General features: G+C 67.0%; 11 protein-coding genes and 1 pseudogene. 7 read left to right on the top strand and 5 right to left on the bottom strand.

The annotated features are described in order from the left end of the window. Positions 1-241: 241 nt before the first annotated feature. The 4 genes and pseudogenes from OG254_RS36845 (at position 242) to OG254_RS36860 (ending at position 10,717) form a co-directional block, all read left to right on the top strand. Positions 242-8,983: a DNRLRE domain-containing protein gene (locus tag OG254_RS36845; RefSeq protein WP_405595403.1), complete on the top strand. Its 8,742-nt coding sequence runs from the start codon at positions 242-244 to the stop codon at positions 8,981-8,983. Between the two features lie 97 nt (positions 8,984-9,080). Beyond that, entirely contained in the window at positions 9,081-10,037 is a 957-nt protein-coding gene (locus OG254_RS36850; protein ID WP_405590650.1) for a hypothetical protein, read from the top strand. 113 nt (positions 10,038-10,150) lie between these two features. Further along, positions 10,151-10,529 (top strand): annotated as a pseudogene (locus OG254_RS36855) (Scr1 family TA system antitoxin-like transcriptional regulator); the annotation flags it as partial. Further along, a complete protein-coding gene (locus OG254_RS36860) occupies positions 10,526-10,717 on the top strand; it encodes a DUF397 domain-containing protein (RefSeq protein ID WP_405590652.1) in 192 nt (63 codons plus the stop codon). The pseudogene OG254_RS36855 and the gene OG254_RS36860, both read left to right, overlap by 4 nt. 42 nt (positions 10,718-10,759) lie before the next feature. Here OG254_RS36860 and OG254_RS36865 read toward each other — a convergent pair whose 3' ends face one another. Continuing rightward, positions 10,760-11,248: a DUF5959 family protein gene (locus tag OG254_RS36865; protein ID WP_405590655.1), complete on the bottom strand. Its 489-nt coding sequence runs from the start codon at positions 11,246-11,248 to the stop codon at positions 10,760-10,762. 20 nt (positions 11,249-11,268) lie between these two features. Then, complete coding sequence (locus tag OG254_RS36870; protein WP_405590658.1) at positions 11,269-11,769, bottom strand: hypothetical protein; 501 nt, start codon at positions 11,767-11,769, stop codon at positions 11,269-11,271. Positions 11,770-12,041: 272 nt separating this feature from the next. Here OG254_RS36870 and OG254_RS36875 point away from each other — a divergent pair, with 272 nt between their 5' ends. From OG254_RS36875 to OG254_RS36885, 3 genes are read left to right on the top strand one after another with little or no spacing between them, the layout of a single operon-like run. After that, positions 12,042-12,473 carry a hypothetical protein gene (locus OG254_RS36875; RefSeq protein WP_405590661.1) on the top strand — a complete coding sequence of 144 codons (432 nt, stop codon included), beginning with the start codon at positions 12,042-12,044 and terminating at the stop codon, positions 12,471-12,473. After that, positions 12,470-13,321, top strand: coding sequence for a hypothetical protein (locus OG254_RS36880; protein WP_405590664.1), 852 nt, complete (start codon positions 12,470-12,472; stop codon positions 13,319-13,321). Before OG254_RS36875 ends, OG254_RS36880 begins: the two co-directional genes overlap by 4 nt. A 20-nt stretch (positions 13,322-13,341) precedes the next feature. Next, a complete protein-coding gene (locus OG254_RS36885) occupies positions 13,342-13,851 on the top strand; it encodes a YcxB family protein (RefSeq protein WP_405590667.1) in 510 nt (169 codons plus the stop codon). 3 nt (positions 13,852-13,854) lie between these two features. On the opposite strand, the gene OG254_RS36890 is transcribed toward OG254_RS36885, so the two are convergent. From OG254_RS36890 to OG254_RS36900, 3 genes are read right to left on the bottom strand one after another with little or no spacing between them, the layout of a single operon-like run. Next, positions 13,855-14,598, bottom strand: a complete 744-nt coding sequence (locus OG254_RS36890) for an FAD:protein FMN transferase (protein WP_405590670.1) — start codon at positions 14,596-14,598, stop codon at positions 13,855-13,857. A gap of 2 nt (positions 14,599-14,600) precedes the next feature. Continuing rightward, on the bottom strand, positions 14,601-15,296 hold the full coding sequence (locus tag OG254_RS36895; RefSeq protein ID WP_405590673.1) for an FMN-binding protein: 696 nt from the start codon (positions 15,294-15,296) through the stop codon (positions 14,601-14,603). Positions 15,297-15,312: 16 nt separating this feature from the next. Beyond that, entirely contained in the window at positions 15,313-16,650 is a 1,338-nt protein-coding gene (locus OG254_RS36900) for a ferric reductase-like transmembrane domain-containing protein (protein ID WP_405590676.1), read from the bottom strand. Positions 16,651-16,765 lie beyond the last annotated feature (115 nt).

Consider the following 16,765-nt stretch of genomic DNA (forward strand, 5'->3'; position numbering starts at 1 on the left):
GGGGTTATACATGACGCTGTCCGCCGATGACCAGCGTGGGGATATATCGGACACTCCAAAGTCTCCGTACGGTCAAGTGTCCATATTGTCCAGACACTTGACACGGCGTCACCTGAATGAATAGAAACCCGGCGCCCCTGCCCATGGCCTCCTTTTCCATGGGCGGGATGAATTCTGGCGGCATGTTTATGCCATGGCGCACGAGGAGAGGTTTGGCGTGAAACCCAGACTGGGCAGGCTGATGGCGTGCCTGGTGGTAGCCGCGGTGACGAGCACCGCGTTGCCCCAGGTCGCGTATGCGGAGCCCGCTGATGACGGTGACGACAAGGGGATTTTCGACACCGTCAAGGGCTGGTTCGCGGATGACGATGAGGACGGCGACGGACTGGACGAGCCGCCGTCCCATGACGAATTGGGTATAGCCGATCGGGAGAAGGTTTCCTGGCCCAAGGATGACCCGAAGGCGAAGCGGGTCAGGGAGCTGGCGGGCAAACGAACGGCAAACGCGCGGTTCTGGCAGCTGTCGGACGGTCGCGTCGAGGCGGAATTGTCGGCGGTGCCGACGTCCTACCGTTCGAGGTCGGGCAAGAAGGCGTCCTGGAAGCCGGTCGATACGACGGTCCGCCAGTCCGAGGCGAAGGGTTTCGAGTTCGCCAACACGACGAATGAGGGCCGGAGCTGGTTCGGTGCGGAGGCGGACCGGCTGTTGCGCTTCCAGTCGCCGGACGGCCGCTCGGTCACCCTCGGCGTCGAGGGCGCGGCCCGCGCGCTGAAGCCGGCGGCCAAGGGCTCCACGGTCACGTACAAGGACGCGGTGCAGGGCGCCGACCTGCAGTACGTCGTGGGTCCGGGTCGGGTGAAGGAGAACATCACCCTCGCCGAACGCCCGGACGGCCCGCTGAAGTTCACCTTCACGCTGGACACCGACGGGCTGATACCGAAGGCCCGCAAGGACGGCTCGATCGCGCTGTACGGCGAGTTGCCGAACACGCCGGTGATGGTGATCCCGGCGCCGTACATGACGGACGCGAAGAAGCGGGACGCCTCCGTCCTCGGCCAGACCTACAGCACCAAGGTCACCCAGAAGCTCACCAAAGACGGCAAGTCCTGGAAGCTGACGGTCACTCCGGACGCGAAGTGGCTGGCGTCGAAGGACCGGCAGTACCCGGTCGTCATCGACCCGACGATCACCATCGCGCCGTCACCGTCGCAGTCCCAGGACACGATGGTCCTGTCGGACCAGCCGTCGACCAACTTCAACACCACATGGAAGCTGTCGGCCGGGCGCACCTCGACCACGGCCAACTCCCGTTCTCTGATCGAGTTCCCGCTGGACGAGATCCCGTCGGGCACGAAGATCGACTCGGCGCGGCTGGAGATGTACTTCGACCAGGCGCACACCACAGCCACCACGAACACGCAGATCGGTGTGTACCGGGCCACGAAGGCGTGGGACGAGACGACCGCCACCTGGTCCAGCACCAGCGATCTGGTGGGCGAGCAGTCCGCGACGACGGTGCAGATCGACGACGAGGACGCGGGCACAGCGGCGGTCGGGACGTGGGCGACCTCCGCCACGACGGCCAACGCGGTCGGGGACACCTTCCGCTTCAACCTCGACTCGATCACCGGCGACAACTTCACCTGGCCGATGCGGGTGCCGGAGACGGGCACCTACCGGGTGGACGCGCACTATGTGCAGGGCGCCAACCGGGCCGTCGCCGCCCCCTACACGGTGACCGCGGCCGGCGGCGCCACCAGCACGTACAACGTCAACCAGACGTCCGGCACCGGCGGTGTGTGGACCTCGCTCGGCGGCGACACCAACGAGCTGAGCTTCAACAAGGGCGGCGCCTACAAGGTCGAGCTCAAGGACACCTCGGTGCCGACCAGCCAGGCGCTGATCGCGGACGCGGTGCGCCTGGTCGACCCGGCGAAGATCACCAAGTCGGCCGGTCAGTACAACCGGTGGCACAGCTTCCCGGTCGGGGACACGGTGCAGAAGTGGGTCGACGGCACCGCCACGAACCACGGCTTCGTCCTGAAGGCCACCGACGAGGCGGCCAACCCCCTCGGCGGCCCGCGCTACGAGTCCGGTGACGGTGACTACGGCGGCGAGACCGCCACGATCCCGCGGCTCACGGTGACGTACGGCAAGGTCGGCACGACGCTGAACTCGCCGACGGTGATCCATGGCACGGGCCCGGAGCTGTCCTGGAAGGCGTACTCGAACACCACCGGCGATGCGGACCTGAACATCGCCGAGTACCAGCTGCACCGCTCCACGCAGCAGGCGTTCACGCCGTCCGCGGCCACGCTGATCGCGCCGATCGACAAGACGGCGACGACGTACACCGACACCACCGCGACCCCGACCCCGGACTCCTCCTCGATGGAGATCGGGCGGTCGTACTACTACCAGATCGCGGTGAAGACGGCCGACGGCCAACTGCTCGGTTCGCCCACCCGCATCGTCGGCGTGCCGAAGGCGGGCCGCACGATGAAGCTGATCCAGGGCACCGCGGCCGGCAACACGGACACCACGCTGTCCTCCGCGACCCCGACCGCCAACCTCGACACCATCGACTCGGCGGGCGCGGGCCAGAACTGGCTGACGGTGGGCAACAACTCGCCCACCTACGGCAAGACCCGCTCGGTCATGAAGTTCCCCACCGCCGACCTGCCCACCACCGCCACGGTGCTGGAGTCGCGGCTGTTCATGTGGGGCGCGGAGACCACCACCGACACCAACGGTGCAATCTACGAACTCCACGGCCTGACAAGGGACTTCAACGAGACCCAGGCCACGTGGAACAGCGCCGCCACCGGCACGGCGTGGACGGCGGCGGGCGGCGACTTCTCCGCCACGGTCTCGGACACGGTCGCGAGCGTGTCGGAGGTGGGCCGTCATTGGTGGGACGCCACGTCACTGACCCAGGGCTGGGTGAAGACCCCGACGTCCAACAAGGGCGCGATGGTCAAGCTCAAGGACGAGACGTCCACCGGCCCGCAGGAGCGGACGGTGTTCCTCGCCTCGGAGACGAGCGACCAGCAACTCGGCCCGCTACTGCGCGTGATCTACGTCGACTCGACGACCGAGGACACGTACTACGCGCCGCAGACCCCGGCCCGCATGACGCCGAACTCGACGTACACGGTGGAGTTCACGGTCACCAACACGACGAGCGCTGCCTGGGCGAGCGGTGAGCGGCAGCTGTCGTACTCCTGGAAGCTCCCGGACGGCACGGACGTGACGACCGGCGGCAACCAGCTGTCGACGGCGATTCCCGCGCTGTCGCCCGGGCAGTCGGCGACGATCCAGGCGCAGGTCAAGACGCCGATCAACTCGGACTCGGGCAGCAAGCGCACCGAGTACGTGCTGGGTTGGGACGTCAAGAAGGTCTCCGACGGCAGTTGGCTGTCGGCCGGGACCGGTGGGATTCCGTCGCTGAAGCAGAACGTGGCGGTGGAGGATCCGACGTCCAACTCCCTCGGCCTGGAGAAGTTCTATTCCTACACCGGGAAGAACACGGGCGCCGGCTCGACGGTGATGAACAACCTGTCCTCGGGCAACAGCGTGTGGTCCTACAACGCGTTCACCAATCCGGGTCGCGGCCTGACGACGTTCGCGCGGTTCGCGTACAACTCGCTGGACACCTCCGACACGGTGCTCGGCCACGGCTGGTCCGGCCAGGCGGCCGGTCCGATCCGCCTCGGCGCGCCGTTGGACTTCCACCCGAACCCCAACGCGAACGCGACGGAGATCCGCCTGCCGGACGGTGACGGCACCACGCACGTCTTCCGCAAGCAGGCCGACGGCACCTGGAAGGCCCCTGCGGGCGTCCATTACCGCATCACGATGAAGGCGGGCCTGGACTGCACCCCGAACAAGGACCCGGTGCCGGACGCGTGGACGCTGATGCGCCCCGACGGCACGCGCTTCTTCTTCGGCTGTGACGGCTACATGACGTCCGTTGTCGACAAGAACGGCAACACGCAGACGTACACGTACGAGGAGCGCAAGTCCCGCAACAAGCCGACGAAGTTCCTCACGTACATCACCGACCCGGCGGGCCGGCAGTCGATGAAGATCGACTACTACCGGAAGTACGAGAACAAGGGCGGCGTCGTCTCGGGTGACGCCACCTACACGTACATCACCGCCACCGGTGCCAAGGCGAGCGGCACCAACCTGAACGAGCCCAAGATCTACGACCACGTCAAGTCCATCACGGACATCTCGGGTCGCAAGGTCACCTTCTACTACACGACCACGGGTCTGCTCGGCTGGATGACCGACGGCGAGGGATCCTCGCAGCCCAAGGACTTCAAGTTCACCTACGACTCCACCCAGGGCAACAAGAACGTCAAGCTGGTCAAGGCCACCGACCCGCGCGGCAAGGACACCGACCTGGCGTACTTCGCGCCGCAGGCGGGGGACGACCCGAAGTATCACTGGTGGACCAAGACCATCACGGACCGTCTGCAGGGCACCACGGACTTCGCGTACGCGGCCAACACCACGAACACGAAGTTCACCGACACCATCGTCACGGACGCCGAGACCCACGCGACGAAATACGTGACGGACGACTTCGGCCGCCCGGTCCAGGCGGCCAACGCCAAATCCCAGAACACCAAGATGAGCTGGGACGCCGACAACAACGTCACCTACCTCGAGGAGGACAACGGGGCGAAGACCGCGTACTGCTACGACCAGAAGACGGGCTACCCGCTCTGGAAGCGCGATGCGGAGAACAACAGGACCGGGGTCCCGGACCAGACGACCACCTGCGTAGCGGACCCGACCAAGTGGCCGGCGAACGCCGCGAAGTACGAGTACCAGACGCGTGCGGACGGCTTCTCGGCTGACCTGTTCCGCAAGACCTCCCCGGAGGGCCGCAAGTGGCAGTTCGCGTATGACACCTTCGGCAATCTGAAGACGGTCACCGACCCCAAGGGCGTCGCAACAACGACGGTTGGTGATTACACCACGTCGTACGAGTACGACTCCTCAGGCCTGCTGACCAAGGCGACCGACGCCAACGGCAACTCGACGGTCACCGGGGAGTTCGGCCCCACGGGCTACCCGGCGAAGATCACCGACGCGCTGGGCAAGGAGACCCGGTACGTCTACGACGAGCGTGGCCAGGTCGTCAAGGTCACCGACGCCAACCAGAAGGTGACCACGCAGACGTACGACACCTTCGGACGGCCGAAGGAGAACACGGTCCCGAAGGTCCAGGCCGAGGGCGTGTTCATCACCACCCCCGCTCCGGTCTACGACGCCAACGACAACGTCACCACGTCCACGGCGCCCAACGGCGCGGTCTCGACCGCGGTGTACGACGCCGCGGACCAGCTCGCCTCGGCCACGGCGCCCAAGGACACGTCCACGTCCTCGGAGCGGCGGACGGCTTACACCTACGACAAGGTCGGCAACCTCAAGACCGTCACCGAGCCGAAGGGTTCGCTGACGACATCGGACGCCACCGACTACGTCACCACCAACCACTACGACGACATCTACCAGCTCACCGCGGCGGTCAACGTGGCGGGCGACAAGATCTCCTACACGTACGACAACGTCGGCAACCTTGTCACGGTCATCGACCCGAAGAAGAACCTGACCGCCGACACCAGCGACTTCACATCCAGGATGGACTACGACCTGAACCACCGGGTCACCAAGTTCACGGACGCGGCGGGCAAGTTCTCTTCGCGTACCTACGACAAGGATTCGCTGGTCCTCACGTCCACGGACCCCACGAACAGCACCACGACCTACACCTACGACGAGCGGGGCAAGCAGACCGAGGTCAAGGCCCCGTACGACACGACAACCTTCCGCATCACCAAGTACGAGTACGACCAGGTCGGCAACACCACCAAGGTGATCACCCCGCGCGGTACGGCGACGTCAGCCGCGGACGACTTCGCCTCGCGTACCGAGTACGACGCGCTCAACCGCCCGGTCAAGCAGTTCCAGCCGTACGACCCGGCGGACGCCCGCTACAACGACCCGAACGTCTATACGCAGACGGTGTACGACGCGGTGGGCCGGGTGGAGCGTCAGTCGTTGCCGCCGTCGGAGGGCCAGACGGTCCGCAACGACACGGTCTTCGAGTACTACGACAACGGCTGGACCAGGAAGTCGACCGACCCGTGGGACATCACCACGACGTACGACTACAACGAGCTCGGGGAACAGACGGCCCGCACGCTCATGTCGGCCGGCGGTTCCTCGGACCGCACCATGACGCAGTCGTACTACCCCGACGGCAAGCTCAAGTCCAAGGCGGACGACGGCGTGCCGGTGGGCAAGGCGGTCGTGCTCGTCGACAACTCCGACACCCAGCACACTTCCGCCACGGGAACCTGGACGACGGGCGACACGACCGGTCAGCAGGGGTACGACCATCGCAGGCACGCGGCCGGTACGGGCACCGACACCTTCACCTGGGCGCTCAACATCCCGAAGGACGGCACGTACACCGCATACGTGAAGTACCCGGAGGTCACGGGCGCGGCGACGGCGGCGAAGTACACGCTGTCACAGGGCTCGACCACCAACCCCTCGGTCACCAAGGACCAGAACGCGGCTCCCCGTACCTGGGTGTCGCTGGGCTCCTACAACCTGAAGCAGGGCAATGACGCCAAGCTCAAGGTGGAGCAGAACAGCTCCGGCGTCGTGGTCGCCGACGCGGTCAAGCTGGTGCGTGACACGTCCGGCGAGACGGACAGCGAGAAGAAGTCCTTCGCCTACGCCTATGACGTCAACGGCAATCTGACCTCGATCGACGACACCTCGTCGGGTGCGAAGATCGACGCCTACACGGTCGTCTACACCGGCCTCAACCAGGTCCAGAAGGTGACCGAGGCCCTCGCGGCCCAGGAGAAGAAGGTCACGTCGTACGCCTACGACGCCAACGGGCAGGCGGACACGGTCACGCACCCCGACCAGTTCTCCAAGTACACCTACGACCTGCGCGAGCTGGTCAAGACGATCTCGGTCGGCAAGTCCGCCACGGACGCGTCGCCGAAGGTGTCGTCGTTCACGTACACCGAACGCGGCCAGCGGCTCAAGGAGACCAAGGCCAATCAGAACACCGTCGACTACACCTACTTCCTCGGCGGTGACCTGAAGTCGACCACGGAGAAGAAGGCTGACGACACCACGCTCGTCGCCTCGCACACCTACGCCTACGACCTGAACGGGAACAAGGCGAAGGACGTCGCGAAGAAGATGAACGCCGAGAACCACGCGGCGTACCTCGACTCCACCACCGACTACAGCTACGACCCTGTGGGCCGGCTTTCCAAGTCGGTCAAGACCGGCAACGGCGCGGCCACCGAGACGTACATCCACGACAACAACGCGAACGTCATCAAGCAGACGGTCAAGGACGTCGTCACCGACTACGAGTACGACCGCAACCGGCTGCTCAAGGCCATCACCAATGGCTCGACGGCCACCTACAACTACGACCCGTTCGGCCGGCAGGAGTCCGTCACCGCGGGCGGCCAGGTCATCGAGAGGAGCGTGTACGACGGCTTCGACCATGTCGTGGAGTCCCAGAAGATGGACTCCTCGGGCGCGATGAAGTCGACGACGTACACCTTCGACCCGCTGGACCGCACGGCGTCGAAGACCGCGGACGGCAAGACGACCGACTTCAGCTACCTCGGCCTGTCCTCAGAGGTGCTGAGCGAGGAAGTCGCCGGCCAGCTCACCAAGTCCTACCAGTACAGCCCGTGGGGCGAGCGCCTCTCGCAGGTCAAGCACAACACCGACGGCACCGGCGAGGACGGCTTCTACGGCTACAACTCGCACAGCGACGTCGAGACCCTCACCGACAAGAACGGTGACACCAAGGCGACGTACGGCTACACCGCCTACGGCTCCGACGACCAGTCCGAGTTCACGGGCATCGACAAGCCGGACGCCGCGGACCCGACAAAGCAGGAGTACAACCCTTACCGGTTCAACGCCAAGCGCTGGGACGCCCAGTCGGGTACGTACGACATGGGCTTCCGGGACTACAGCCCGGGCCTGAACCGCTTCACCACCCGGGACATGTACAACGGCGCCCTCTCCGACATGAACCTGGGTGCGGACCCGTTCACCGGCAACCGCTACGCGTTCTCTGGTGGCAACCCCACCAGCTTCGTCGAACTGGACGGCCACCTAGCCCTCCCGCTCCTCTATTTCGCGGGTGCGGCTCTGATCACGGCGCTGTACGCGGCCACACCGGACGGTCAGAAGAACCTGAACGACATGGCCGTGGCGCTGGGGCAGTTGATGCCGTCCGCGGAGGACGTGTCCTCGTCCAGCTCGTCGAGCGGGACCAGCACCGGGCCTACGCCATCGCCTTCGCCGGGGCCGGCTCCGGGCCCGTCCGGGGGCGGCGGCTCCAGCGGTCCCGGGGGATGGGTCAGCGGAGGAGCGGTCTCCGCTCTGGTCCGGTTCTTCCAGCACGGCCTGTCGGCGTCGGAATCCGAGGACAAATCCCAACAGCGCAAGCTGATCGACCGCGCCGGGGATGAATCGCGGAGGTGCCAGGACTCCTCCGGGCCGAGCACTGTATGGAACACCCCGGTGGACATACGGGGCAGAGCCACCGGCGGGTTCGCCTGCCTGGACCCCGCCGCCCCGGCGACCAGGGACGAAAGCGCCCCGCAGGACCCGGTCGGCTGGAACCTGCAGAAGGACGCCGATGAATGGAACAGGGCACACCTGATTGCCCGTGAATTCGGCGGGTCCCATCTTCGGCAGAACATCGTCCCCACGACGAAGTACGCGAATCAGACCGACATGCGGGCAGTCGAGTACGAGATTGAGAGACGCGTCAAGCTGGGAGAGCGAGTCTATTACCAGTCCGTTCCGGTCTACGTTCCCAACAGGACGAATCCGATCGGAATACATATGTATGTGTCGAGCTCATCTGGCACATTCTCGCGATTGGTATCATCCGGAGTATAAGTCCCTATGAAGGACTGATCCGGCACAGATGAGGCGGTGGGGTGAGCGACCGCTGGTCGCTCACCCCACCGCCGATGCCGTTCACGGAGGTTAATACATGAGTCATCTCGACGTAGTCCGGCTTCTCGGCCTCGATCCCTCGGCTGCCTCGTCGGAGGGCAGTGGCCACGGGCGGGTCGTCCCCGAGGACTTCGAACTGCTGGTCCAGGCCCTGCCGATGGGGGTTGTCGCGGGTTCCGTGGTGCTCGAACAGCCCGATGTCCCTGTGCGCTCCCTGGAGGACTTCACGAAGGACACTGCGCCTCGCGTCGCGAACATGGAGGAGGCGTTGCGCACCCGCGAGCAGGAGCTTCCGCTGGCATTGTTCCCGCAGCCCGGCGGCATGGTGCCGTGGGCGCGCACCGCCCGTGACGGCGTGCTGCTGTGGGACACCACCGACCCGGATACCGCGAACTGGACGACCGTCCTCACGGATGCCGATTTTCAGCTGTGGCTCGACTTCCCTTTCTCCGCGTCGGAGTTCGTCGCGCGGACCCTTCAGGGGCGTCCCGAAGGAGTTCCCGCGTTCGAGTCACCTGAGGAATACGAGTCGGGGTCGTGGTGGAATGTCGCCGACGACATGCGTGGGACGGCCACGGTGCTGGCGGACCCGGGCATCGGGGCGGTGGAGGAAGTCGTCACCAAGGTGCGGAGTATCGGCGTCCCGGGTATCCGGCAGTATGCGGAAGAGCTTCTGAGCCGGGCCATGAGCGAGTCGTTCGACGCGCTCCCCGAGGACTACTTGGCAGTCATGAAGGAGTTCCCCGGCGGCGTCATCGCGGGGGTGCAAGTGTTTCCCGCCACACGGGCAGCCTGGCTGACCGAGGACCGACTGTTCCTGCAGTGGGGAGAATTGCAGGGCCGAGTGTTCGGGTGGCTCACCGCCCAGGGCTCCCCCGAGGACTGGCGCGTTGCCTACATCGAGCCGACCGGCACCGCCCTCACGTGCTTGGAGGACCAGACCTTCGCCACGTTCCTGCGACGCCGACTGCGGGGCAACAACTCACTGTTCTGATCTGGATCGAGGACCAACTGCCGCATGGCCGAGGCGAGTTCACGCAGGTTTTCTGTGCGACTTCATGGTCCCGCAGGGCGGTCGGCGGACCAGGCACCGTACGTACGCGCAGTTCGACGCGGCGCGAACCGCCCTGCAACTTCAGCTTCGTCGTCGAGCAGGCGGTGCTGGAGCGGTACACGGGTGGGGAGGACGTCACGCGGGAACTTCTCGACCACCTGTTGGACTTGACCGAGCGGCACTGGAACGTGGAGCTTCAGATCATGCCGCTGCGCCCGCCCGCTCACGCCGGTCTCGATGGGCCGTTGCAGCTGCTGGAGACCCCCGAGCACCGGTGGTTCGGCTACTCGGAGGGACAGAAGAACGGGCGGCTCATCTCCGAGCTGAAAGAGATCAGCGTCCTCCAACAGCGGTATGCGAAAACTGCGTTCGCAGGCTCTCACCCCTGGTGACTCCCGGAGTCCGCTGGAACGGATGCGAGGAGCGCTATGAGCCTCACCACCGAACTGGCCTGGTTCAAGAGCAGTTACAGCGGCTCGCAGGGCGACGACTGCGTCGAGGTCGCCACCTGCCCCGGCCTCGTCCACGTCCGCGACTCCAAGGACAAGGAGGGCGGCGCCCAGCTTGCCCTCGGTCCTGCGGCCTGGCAGCGGTTCGTCACGTACGCCCTGGAGGCCTGACTGAGGGGGGCGCGCTCTGTGCCCCCGTGAGCACAACCGCTTTCAATCGGTCGTGGGCCAGGTCTCCCAGACCAAGTCAAGGCGTCGGTACGCGTCGTCGAACCAGGCATCGACCAGGGGGACCGTGACCGTCACCGTCGTCAGGGACATTGAGTGGTCCTTGATCGTGACCTGGCACCGGTCATCGTTCTCGTCGAGTTCGATGAACAGCCACGGACCGCGTTTCCCTTCGCGCCAGGCGATGTCCTGTCCCGCGTCCAGCGAATCCAGGGCTTGCTGCCACTGCCGCAGGTCCTCGGGGAAGACCCAGGTCTTGAGGGCGCCGTGGACAAAGGGCGTATCCACCAGGAACTCTCCGACCAGGGCGTCGGTCTCGGTGGGACGCTTCCGCTCCTCTTTCTCCGTGATCCGGAGAATGACGCTATTGCCGTCCCCCTCCAGGCGGATCAGGTCGATCGGATCCCCAGCCATGACTGCCCCTCCGGACTTCGGCACGTTGCCGAACACTAAGGCTTGTCCCGCAATGGTCATTGAGCGCGCGACGCCTCCGCTCAGAGCTCCGGAAACGGCGGCACCTCGTCCATCGTCAGCAGCAGTTTCCGTGCTGTTTCGGCTTCTTCCGGTCGCACGGACGAGGCGAGGCCCTCGATGACCGGTCGGCCTGCACGCACGGCTGCCCTGGCGGCCACCTCCCAGGCGGGCTGCTCCTGGAAGCTCGTGCTCTTCGGGCCGCCCGCCGCCGCGGCCGAAGAGTGCCATTGCTCGGTCCGATAGATGCTCTCCAGTAGATCCAACAGCTCGGCCTTACAGGGCACGTGCGGAGCCCCAGCCAGTTCCAGGAGGAATGGGACCGTCGAGGCGGTCGCCTCGCCGACAACGAACCCCAACGCGCAGACTCGGTCCCCAAGTTCATCGATCGCGAGGCGGGCGGCGTCCTCACCTCCATGCGCGATCCGGGAGAGCAGCGGCGGGATGTCCCCGGCACGGAGCTGTCGCGCGTCGCGCAGTTCCCCCCAGCGGACGCCAGAGACGCCTTTCAACAGGCTTCCCACGCACTGTCACCTTTCCATCGCACCCGCGAGCCCAGTCAACAGGCCATCACTGTCCTGTGGTGGCATCGGCGCCCCCCGGACCGGTGGACCGGTGACCCCGATCTCTGCGACGACAAAGCACCGACCTCAAAGGTTGTACGCCTGCAGTGACTTACCCGTGTGGGAATCGACACGCCCGTGACCCGTGATGTTCGTGAGTCGGCATCCGCTTGATCGATCGGGAGTACCGGAGCCAGGTATCCCGGCTGATTGAGTGAAGGGGTGGGGGTCCCATGAGCCCAGAGGACGTACGCGGCACGAGCACCAGGAACATGCGGTCATGCGCCGCGGAGTTCGTCGCCCGCGTCACCGTCCGCAACCGGCTGCCGCTGGACTACTCCGTGGCCAGTCTGCGCGTCGTGGACTTCCTGATCGACGGGCTGCGCAAGGGCGGGGCCGAGCGGGAGAGGGTGCGGGAGACGTTGTTCGGGCTCGGCGCCTATGTCGGTGAGGTGCTCGTGCGCCGCGCGGGCGCGCAGTGGGTGGACTTCGACGCCGACCAGCGCGACTACTTCGGGCAGGCGGTCGGCGTACGGATGCCGGACGGCCGGGTCTGGAACCCGCTCGGAAAGGTCCGCAACCGCTTCGAACTCGGCGGACCCGGGGAATCCCTCCAGACCTTCTATCTGACCCTGCACGGTCGGGCCAGGAGAGTCGTCGCGTGAGAAGGACCTTTGCCGTGCCGGCGATGCTGCTCGCCGCCGCGCTGACCGGCTGTGCGGGCGCCGCGGACGAGGGGAAGCCCGCGGGGTCCGCACAGCCCACCGCCCCGAGCCGTCAGGCCGCCCCCGCCGATCCCGAGCCCCGCACCGCCGCCGAGTTCCTCGCCCGCGCCGAGGAGGCGATGGCCGGGCAGAAGGGCTGGACGTTCACCGTGAAGGGCCGCGAGGGGCTGGTCCTGCGGGGCCAGGAGAACGCCGCGACCTACACGGCCACCGTGCGCCGGACCACGGGCGACGCGTGGGCGCTGCACTCCACGGGCAGCACTCTCAGCAAGGGCGTGAGCAAGCCCGAGGAGATCTACGTCGCCGACGGGACGGCCTACGTCAAGAAGGGCTCAGACGCCTGGGAACACGGGGCCGTCACCGACCCTGAGTTCGCGGACCGAGTGGAGGACCCCCTCGCCGCCCTCGACGCGTTCCAGGGATACGGCGACAACGTCACCCCCGCCAGGACGGGCCGCCAAGTCGAACTGCGCGTCCGTACGACGGCCGGTCCGCTGACCGGCGTACGGGACCAGGACGTCGTACAGAAGGCCGTTCGCGAACTCGCCCCAACTCTGAGGCAGTTGCGTGCGGCCGGCATCGCCGCGCCCGAGAGCGAGATCGCCGTCGGGGGTGTCGAGGAGACGCTCGTCCTCGACGCCGCCACGTACCGGATCACCACGCACACCTTCAAGTGCACCTTCCTGATCCCCTACGACGGGCAACGCATCCGGTACGAGCAGGACTTGACCGAGCGGACCTTGGGAACATACGACGGGACCGTCGCAAAGCCGGAGGGGCTGGGGTGACCGAAAGACACGGTATGGACATGAGGCAGGAAGAAAGTCAGGACATGGTCGAACTGGTCTACCAACCGACCCGCGCCGACATACTCGCGGGCATCCTGGTGCGTGAGCGCCGCAAGCGCCTGCATTTGGTCCGGTGGGGCTTCACGGGGCTGTTCGGGGCCGCCGCCGTGCTGCTGGTGACCGCACCGAAGAGCTCCGCGCTGTCAGGGGCGCTCGCCGTCTTCTGCGCCGCCATGATCTGGTCGATACCGCATCTCCAGGCCCACCAGGTGCTGCGCGCCGTCTCCTGGCAGGGTGAGTACCGCACGTCCGTGAGCGGGACGGGGATCGCGATCGACACCGTGCACACGACCCTCGTTCTGCGCTGGTCCGCTTTTCGCGGTTGCCGCGAGACCCGCGACCACGTGGTTCTGCTTGGCCGCGACCCGAACATCCTGCTCGTGGGGGTACTGCCCAAGCGAGGGCTGCACTCCGAGCAGGACGCGGAGCGGCTGCGCGACCTCTTGAGTCGCCATCTGCCTCGCTTCTGACCGTCACGCCGCCCGAGCCTGCGCCGCTGACACCGCCGGAAAGCCTTCCGTACGCAGGACTCCCCGCCCGGCGTCCACCGCGAACACCTCGCAGCCCTCCCGGGAGGCCGCCCATTCGACGCCCTCCCTGCCCATCGCGAACGCTGCCGTCGCCACCGTGTCCGCCACTGTCAGGGAGGGCGCCACGACGGACAGGGACAGCAGACCCGTCGCCGGACGCCCGGTGCGGCCGTCGATGATGTGGTCGCCGCGCTCGTAGCGGGCGGACGTCGCGATCGCGCCGTCCGTCAGCTCGGCGACCGTGCACAGCCTGTCGGCCTGCTCGGGGTGCCGTACCCCCACCCGCCAGGGCCCGCCGCCCGCCACCACGTCACCACCGGCGTTCAGGACGAAGCGCCTCGCCCCCGCCGCCTTCAGCAGCTCCGCCGCCCGCTGCACGGACCAGCCCTTCACCACCGCGCACGGGTCGAGTCCACGCCCGGGCAGCCGTACGTCGAAGGCGCCGCCGGTGGCGACCCGGTACTCCTCGCAGAGCGCCAGCACCTCGTCGAGGTCCGCGCTGACGTCGCGACGCACGATCTCGCCACGGTCCAGCCGGCAGACCTCACTCTCCGCCTTGAACGGGCTGAACCGGGCGTCGACCTCGCGCAGCCACGCGAACACGGCGTCCGCCGTCTCCTCGCCGACATGCTCGTCGTCGACCCGCAGGGAGACCGGGAACCCCATGACGTGTTCGACTCGGTGCATGATCAGCCCTTCGCGTCGATCGCGGCCTGGAGGGACTCCTTGTAGCCGTCGCTCGTGATCGTCGCGCCCGACACCGTGTCGATGTCCGCGCTCTGGGCCTCCAGCGTCTCCGCGACGAGCTGCGGGACCGCTGCCGTGGTCTGGGGGTGGTTCGGCTGCTGGAGCATCTTCACCGACGCGATCTTGTCGGCCTCGAAGGTCACCTGGACCTGCACCGGGCCCTTGTCCGTCTGGACGGTCGAGCCGTCGACCGTCTCCGCGGCGGCGGATGCCGAGGGCGAGGCAGCCGCGGACTCCGTGTTCGCGTCGATCGCGGCCTGGAGCGATTCCTTGTAGCCGTCGCTCGTGATCGTCGCGCCCGACACCGTGTCGATGTCCGCGCTCTGCGCCTCCAGCGTCTCCGCGATCAGCTTCGGTACGGCGGCCGTGGTCTGGGGGTGGTTCGGCTGCTGCAGCATCCGTACAGAGCCGATCTTCGTGCCCGCGAAGGTCACCTCGACCTGCACGGGACCCTTGTCCGTCTGCACGGTCGAGCCCTTGACGACCGTGCTGCCCGAGTCCGAACCCGACGCGGCGGTGGAGGACGCGGACGGTGTCGGGGCGGGACTGGCGGTCTCCGTGCCGAGGGACGGCTCGTAGCGAAAGACCGGGATCAGGCCCGCGATGCTGAGGACCAGGACAGGTATTGCTCGCTTCACAGTGTTTCCCGTCCTCTCAGCCGGCCAGGCTGAAGCGCTCGAAGTGGACCTGCTCCTTGGGCACGCCCAGCTCACGCAGGCTGCCGATCACCGCGTTCATCATCGGCGGCGGGCCGCACAGGAAGACGTCCCGGTTCGTGATGTCCGGCACCAGCCGCGTCAGCTCGGCCGGGGCAAGCTTGTCCGGTGTGACCGGGCCGGTCACCAGGTGCAGCTCGGCGCCCTTGGCGTGGGCGAGCTCGACCAGCTCGCCGTACAGGACCGCGTCCTGGTCCGAGGACACCCGGTAGAGCACGACCGCGTGGCCGTGCAGCTCCTCCAGCAGCGCCCGGATCGGGGTGACGCCGACGCCGCCGGCGATGAGTACCGCCTCCGGCCGGGTGCGGTGCAGCGCGGTGAAGGCGCCGTAGGGGCCCTCGGCGAAGACGCGCGTGCCGACCTTCATGTGCCGCAGGGCCGCCGAGCCGTCGCCGGCCGCCTTGGCGGTGAGGCGCAGCTGCGTGCCGTCCGGCGCGGCCGACAGGGAGAACGGGTTCGCCTGCCACCAGCGGTCCTTCGTCAGGAACCGCCACAGGAAGAACTGGCCGGCCCGCGCGGGCAGCTTGTCCAGGTCACGGCCGGTGATGTAGATCGAGACGACGTTGTGGGACTCGGGGACCACCGCCGAGACACGGAACTGATGGCGCCAGTTCCGCCACAACGGCAGGACCAGGCGGCCGACGAACACCGAGCCGAGGGCCACTCCCCACACGCCGTACCAGTACGCCGTGGCGGCGGACGAGGACGTGAAGGACGTACCGACCGCGACCTGGTGCGTGAACGCCAGGACCACCGCGACGTAGGTGTACAGGTGGATGAAGTGCCACGTCTCGTACGCCAGCCGGCGGCGTGCGAACCGGGCGGAGACGAACCCGATCACGATGATGATGCCCAGCGCGACGACCGCGCGCAGCACGCCCTCGACCGTCTCGGCGAGGTCGATCAGCTGGTTCACCGGGTCCAGCGAGGACGACTCGGCGTAGCCGAAGGTGATGAACACGGCGTGCGCGAGCAGGACCCACAGGATGCTGAAGCCGGTCCAGCGGTGCCAGGAGGTCAGCCGGTCCATGCCGATACGGCGGTCCAGCCACGGCAGCCGGGCCACCAGCAGGAGCTGGAACGCCATGAGCAGAGCGCCGAACAGGCCGGTGAGGCGGCCGATCACGATGAGTGTGTTCGATGCGAATCCGGCGGCGAAGAAGAAGTAGAGCACCACGGCCACGTTCGCGGCCAGCACGGCGTACAGGCCCGTGCGGGCCACCACCCTGGGGCGTATCGCCGTGGGGGGCGCAGGGGGCGATTGGACGGTCGTCACGGCGACAGCTCCTTGATCTCGTCTGTGGATACCGAGCTTGTCCGGCGGGCGCTGTCGAAAAGCTGTCGGACTTCTTTCAACTGGCTATCGATGTGGCCGCGGGCCCGCACCCGGC

It is taken from the genome of Streptomyces sp. NBC_01092 (assembly GCF_045039535.1).
Lineage (GTDB): Bacteria > Actinomycetota > Actinomycetes > Streptomycetales > Streptomycetaceae > Streptomyces.

What these genes read in the sequence shown, in the direction of transcription:
- OG254_RS36845 (WP_405595403.1), top strand. Translation starts at nt 242, where the DNA reads ATGGCGTGCCTGGTGGTAGCCGCGGTGACGAGCACCGCGTTGCCCCAG.
- OG254_RS36850 (WP_405590650.1), top strand. Translation starts at nt 9,081, where the DNA reads ATGAGTCATCTCGACGTAGTCCGGCTTCTCGGCCTCGATCCCTCGGCT.
- OG254_RS36860 (WP_405590652.1), top strand. Translation starts at nt 10,526, where the DNA reads ATGAGCCTCACCACCGAACTGGCCTGGTTCAAGAGCAGTTACAGCGGC.
- OG254_RS36865 (WP_405590655.1), bottom strand. Translation starts at nt 11,248, where the DNA reads ATGACCATTGCGGGACAAGCCTTAGTGTTCGGCAACGTGCCGAAGTCC.
- OG254_RS36875 (WP_405590661.1), top strand. Translation starts at nt 12,042, where the DNA reads ATGAGCCCAGAGGACGTACGCGGCACGAGCACCAGGAACATGCGGTCA.
- OG254_RS36885 (WP_405590667.1), top strand. Translation starts at nt 13,342, where the DNA reads ATGAGGCAGGAAGAAAGTCAGGACATGGTCGAACTGGTCTACCAACCG.
- OG254_RS36890 (WP_405590670.1), bottom strand. Translation starts at nt 14,598, where the DNA reads ATGCACCGAGTCGAACACGTCATGGGGTTCCCGGTCTCCCTGCGGGTC.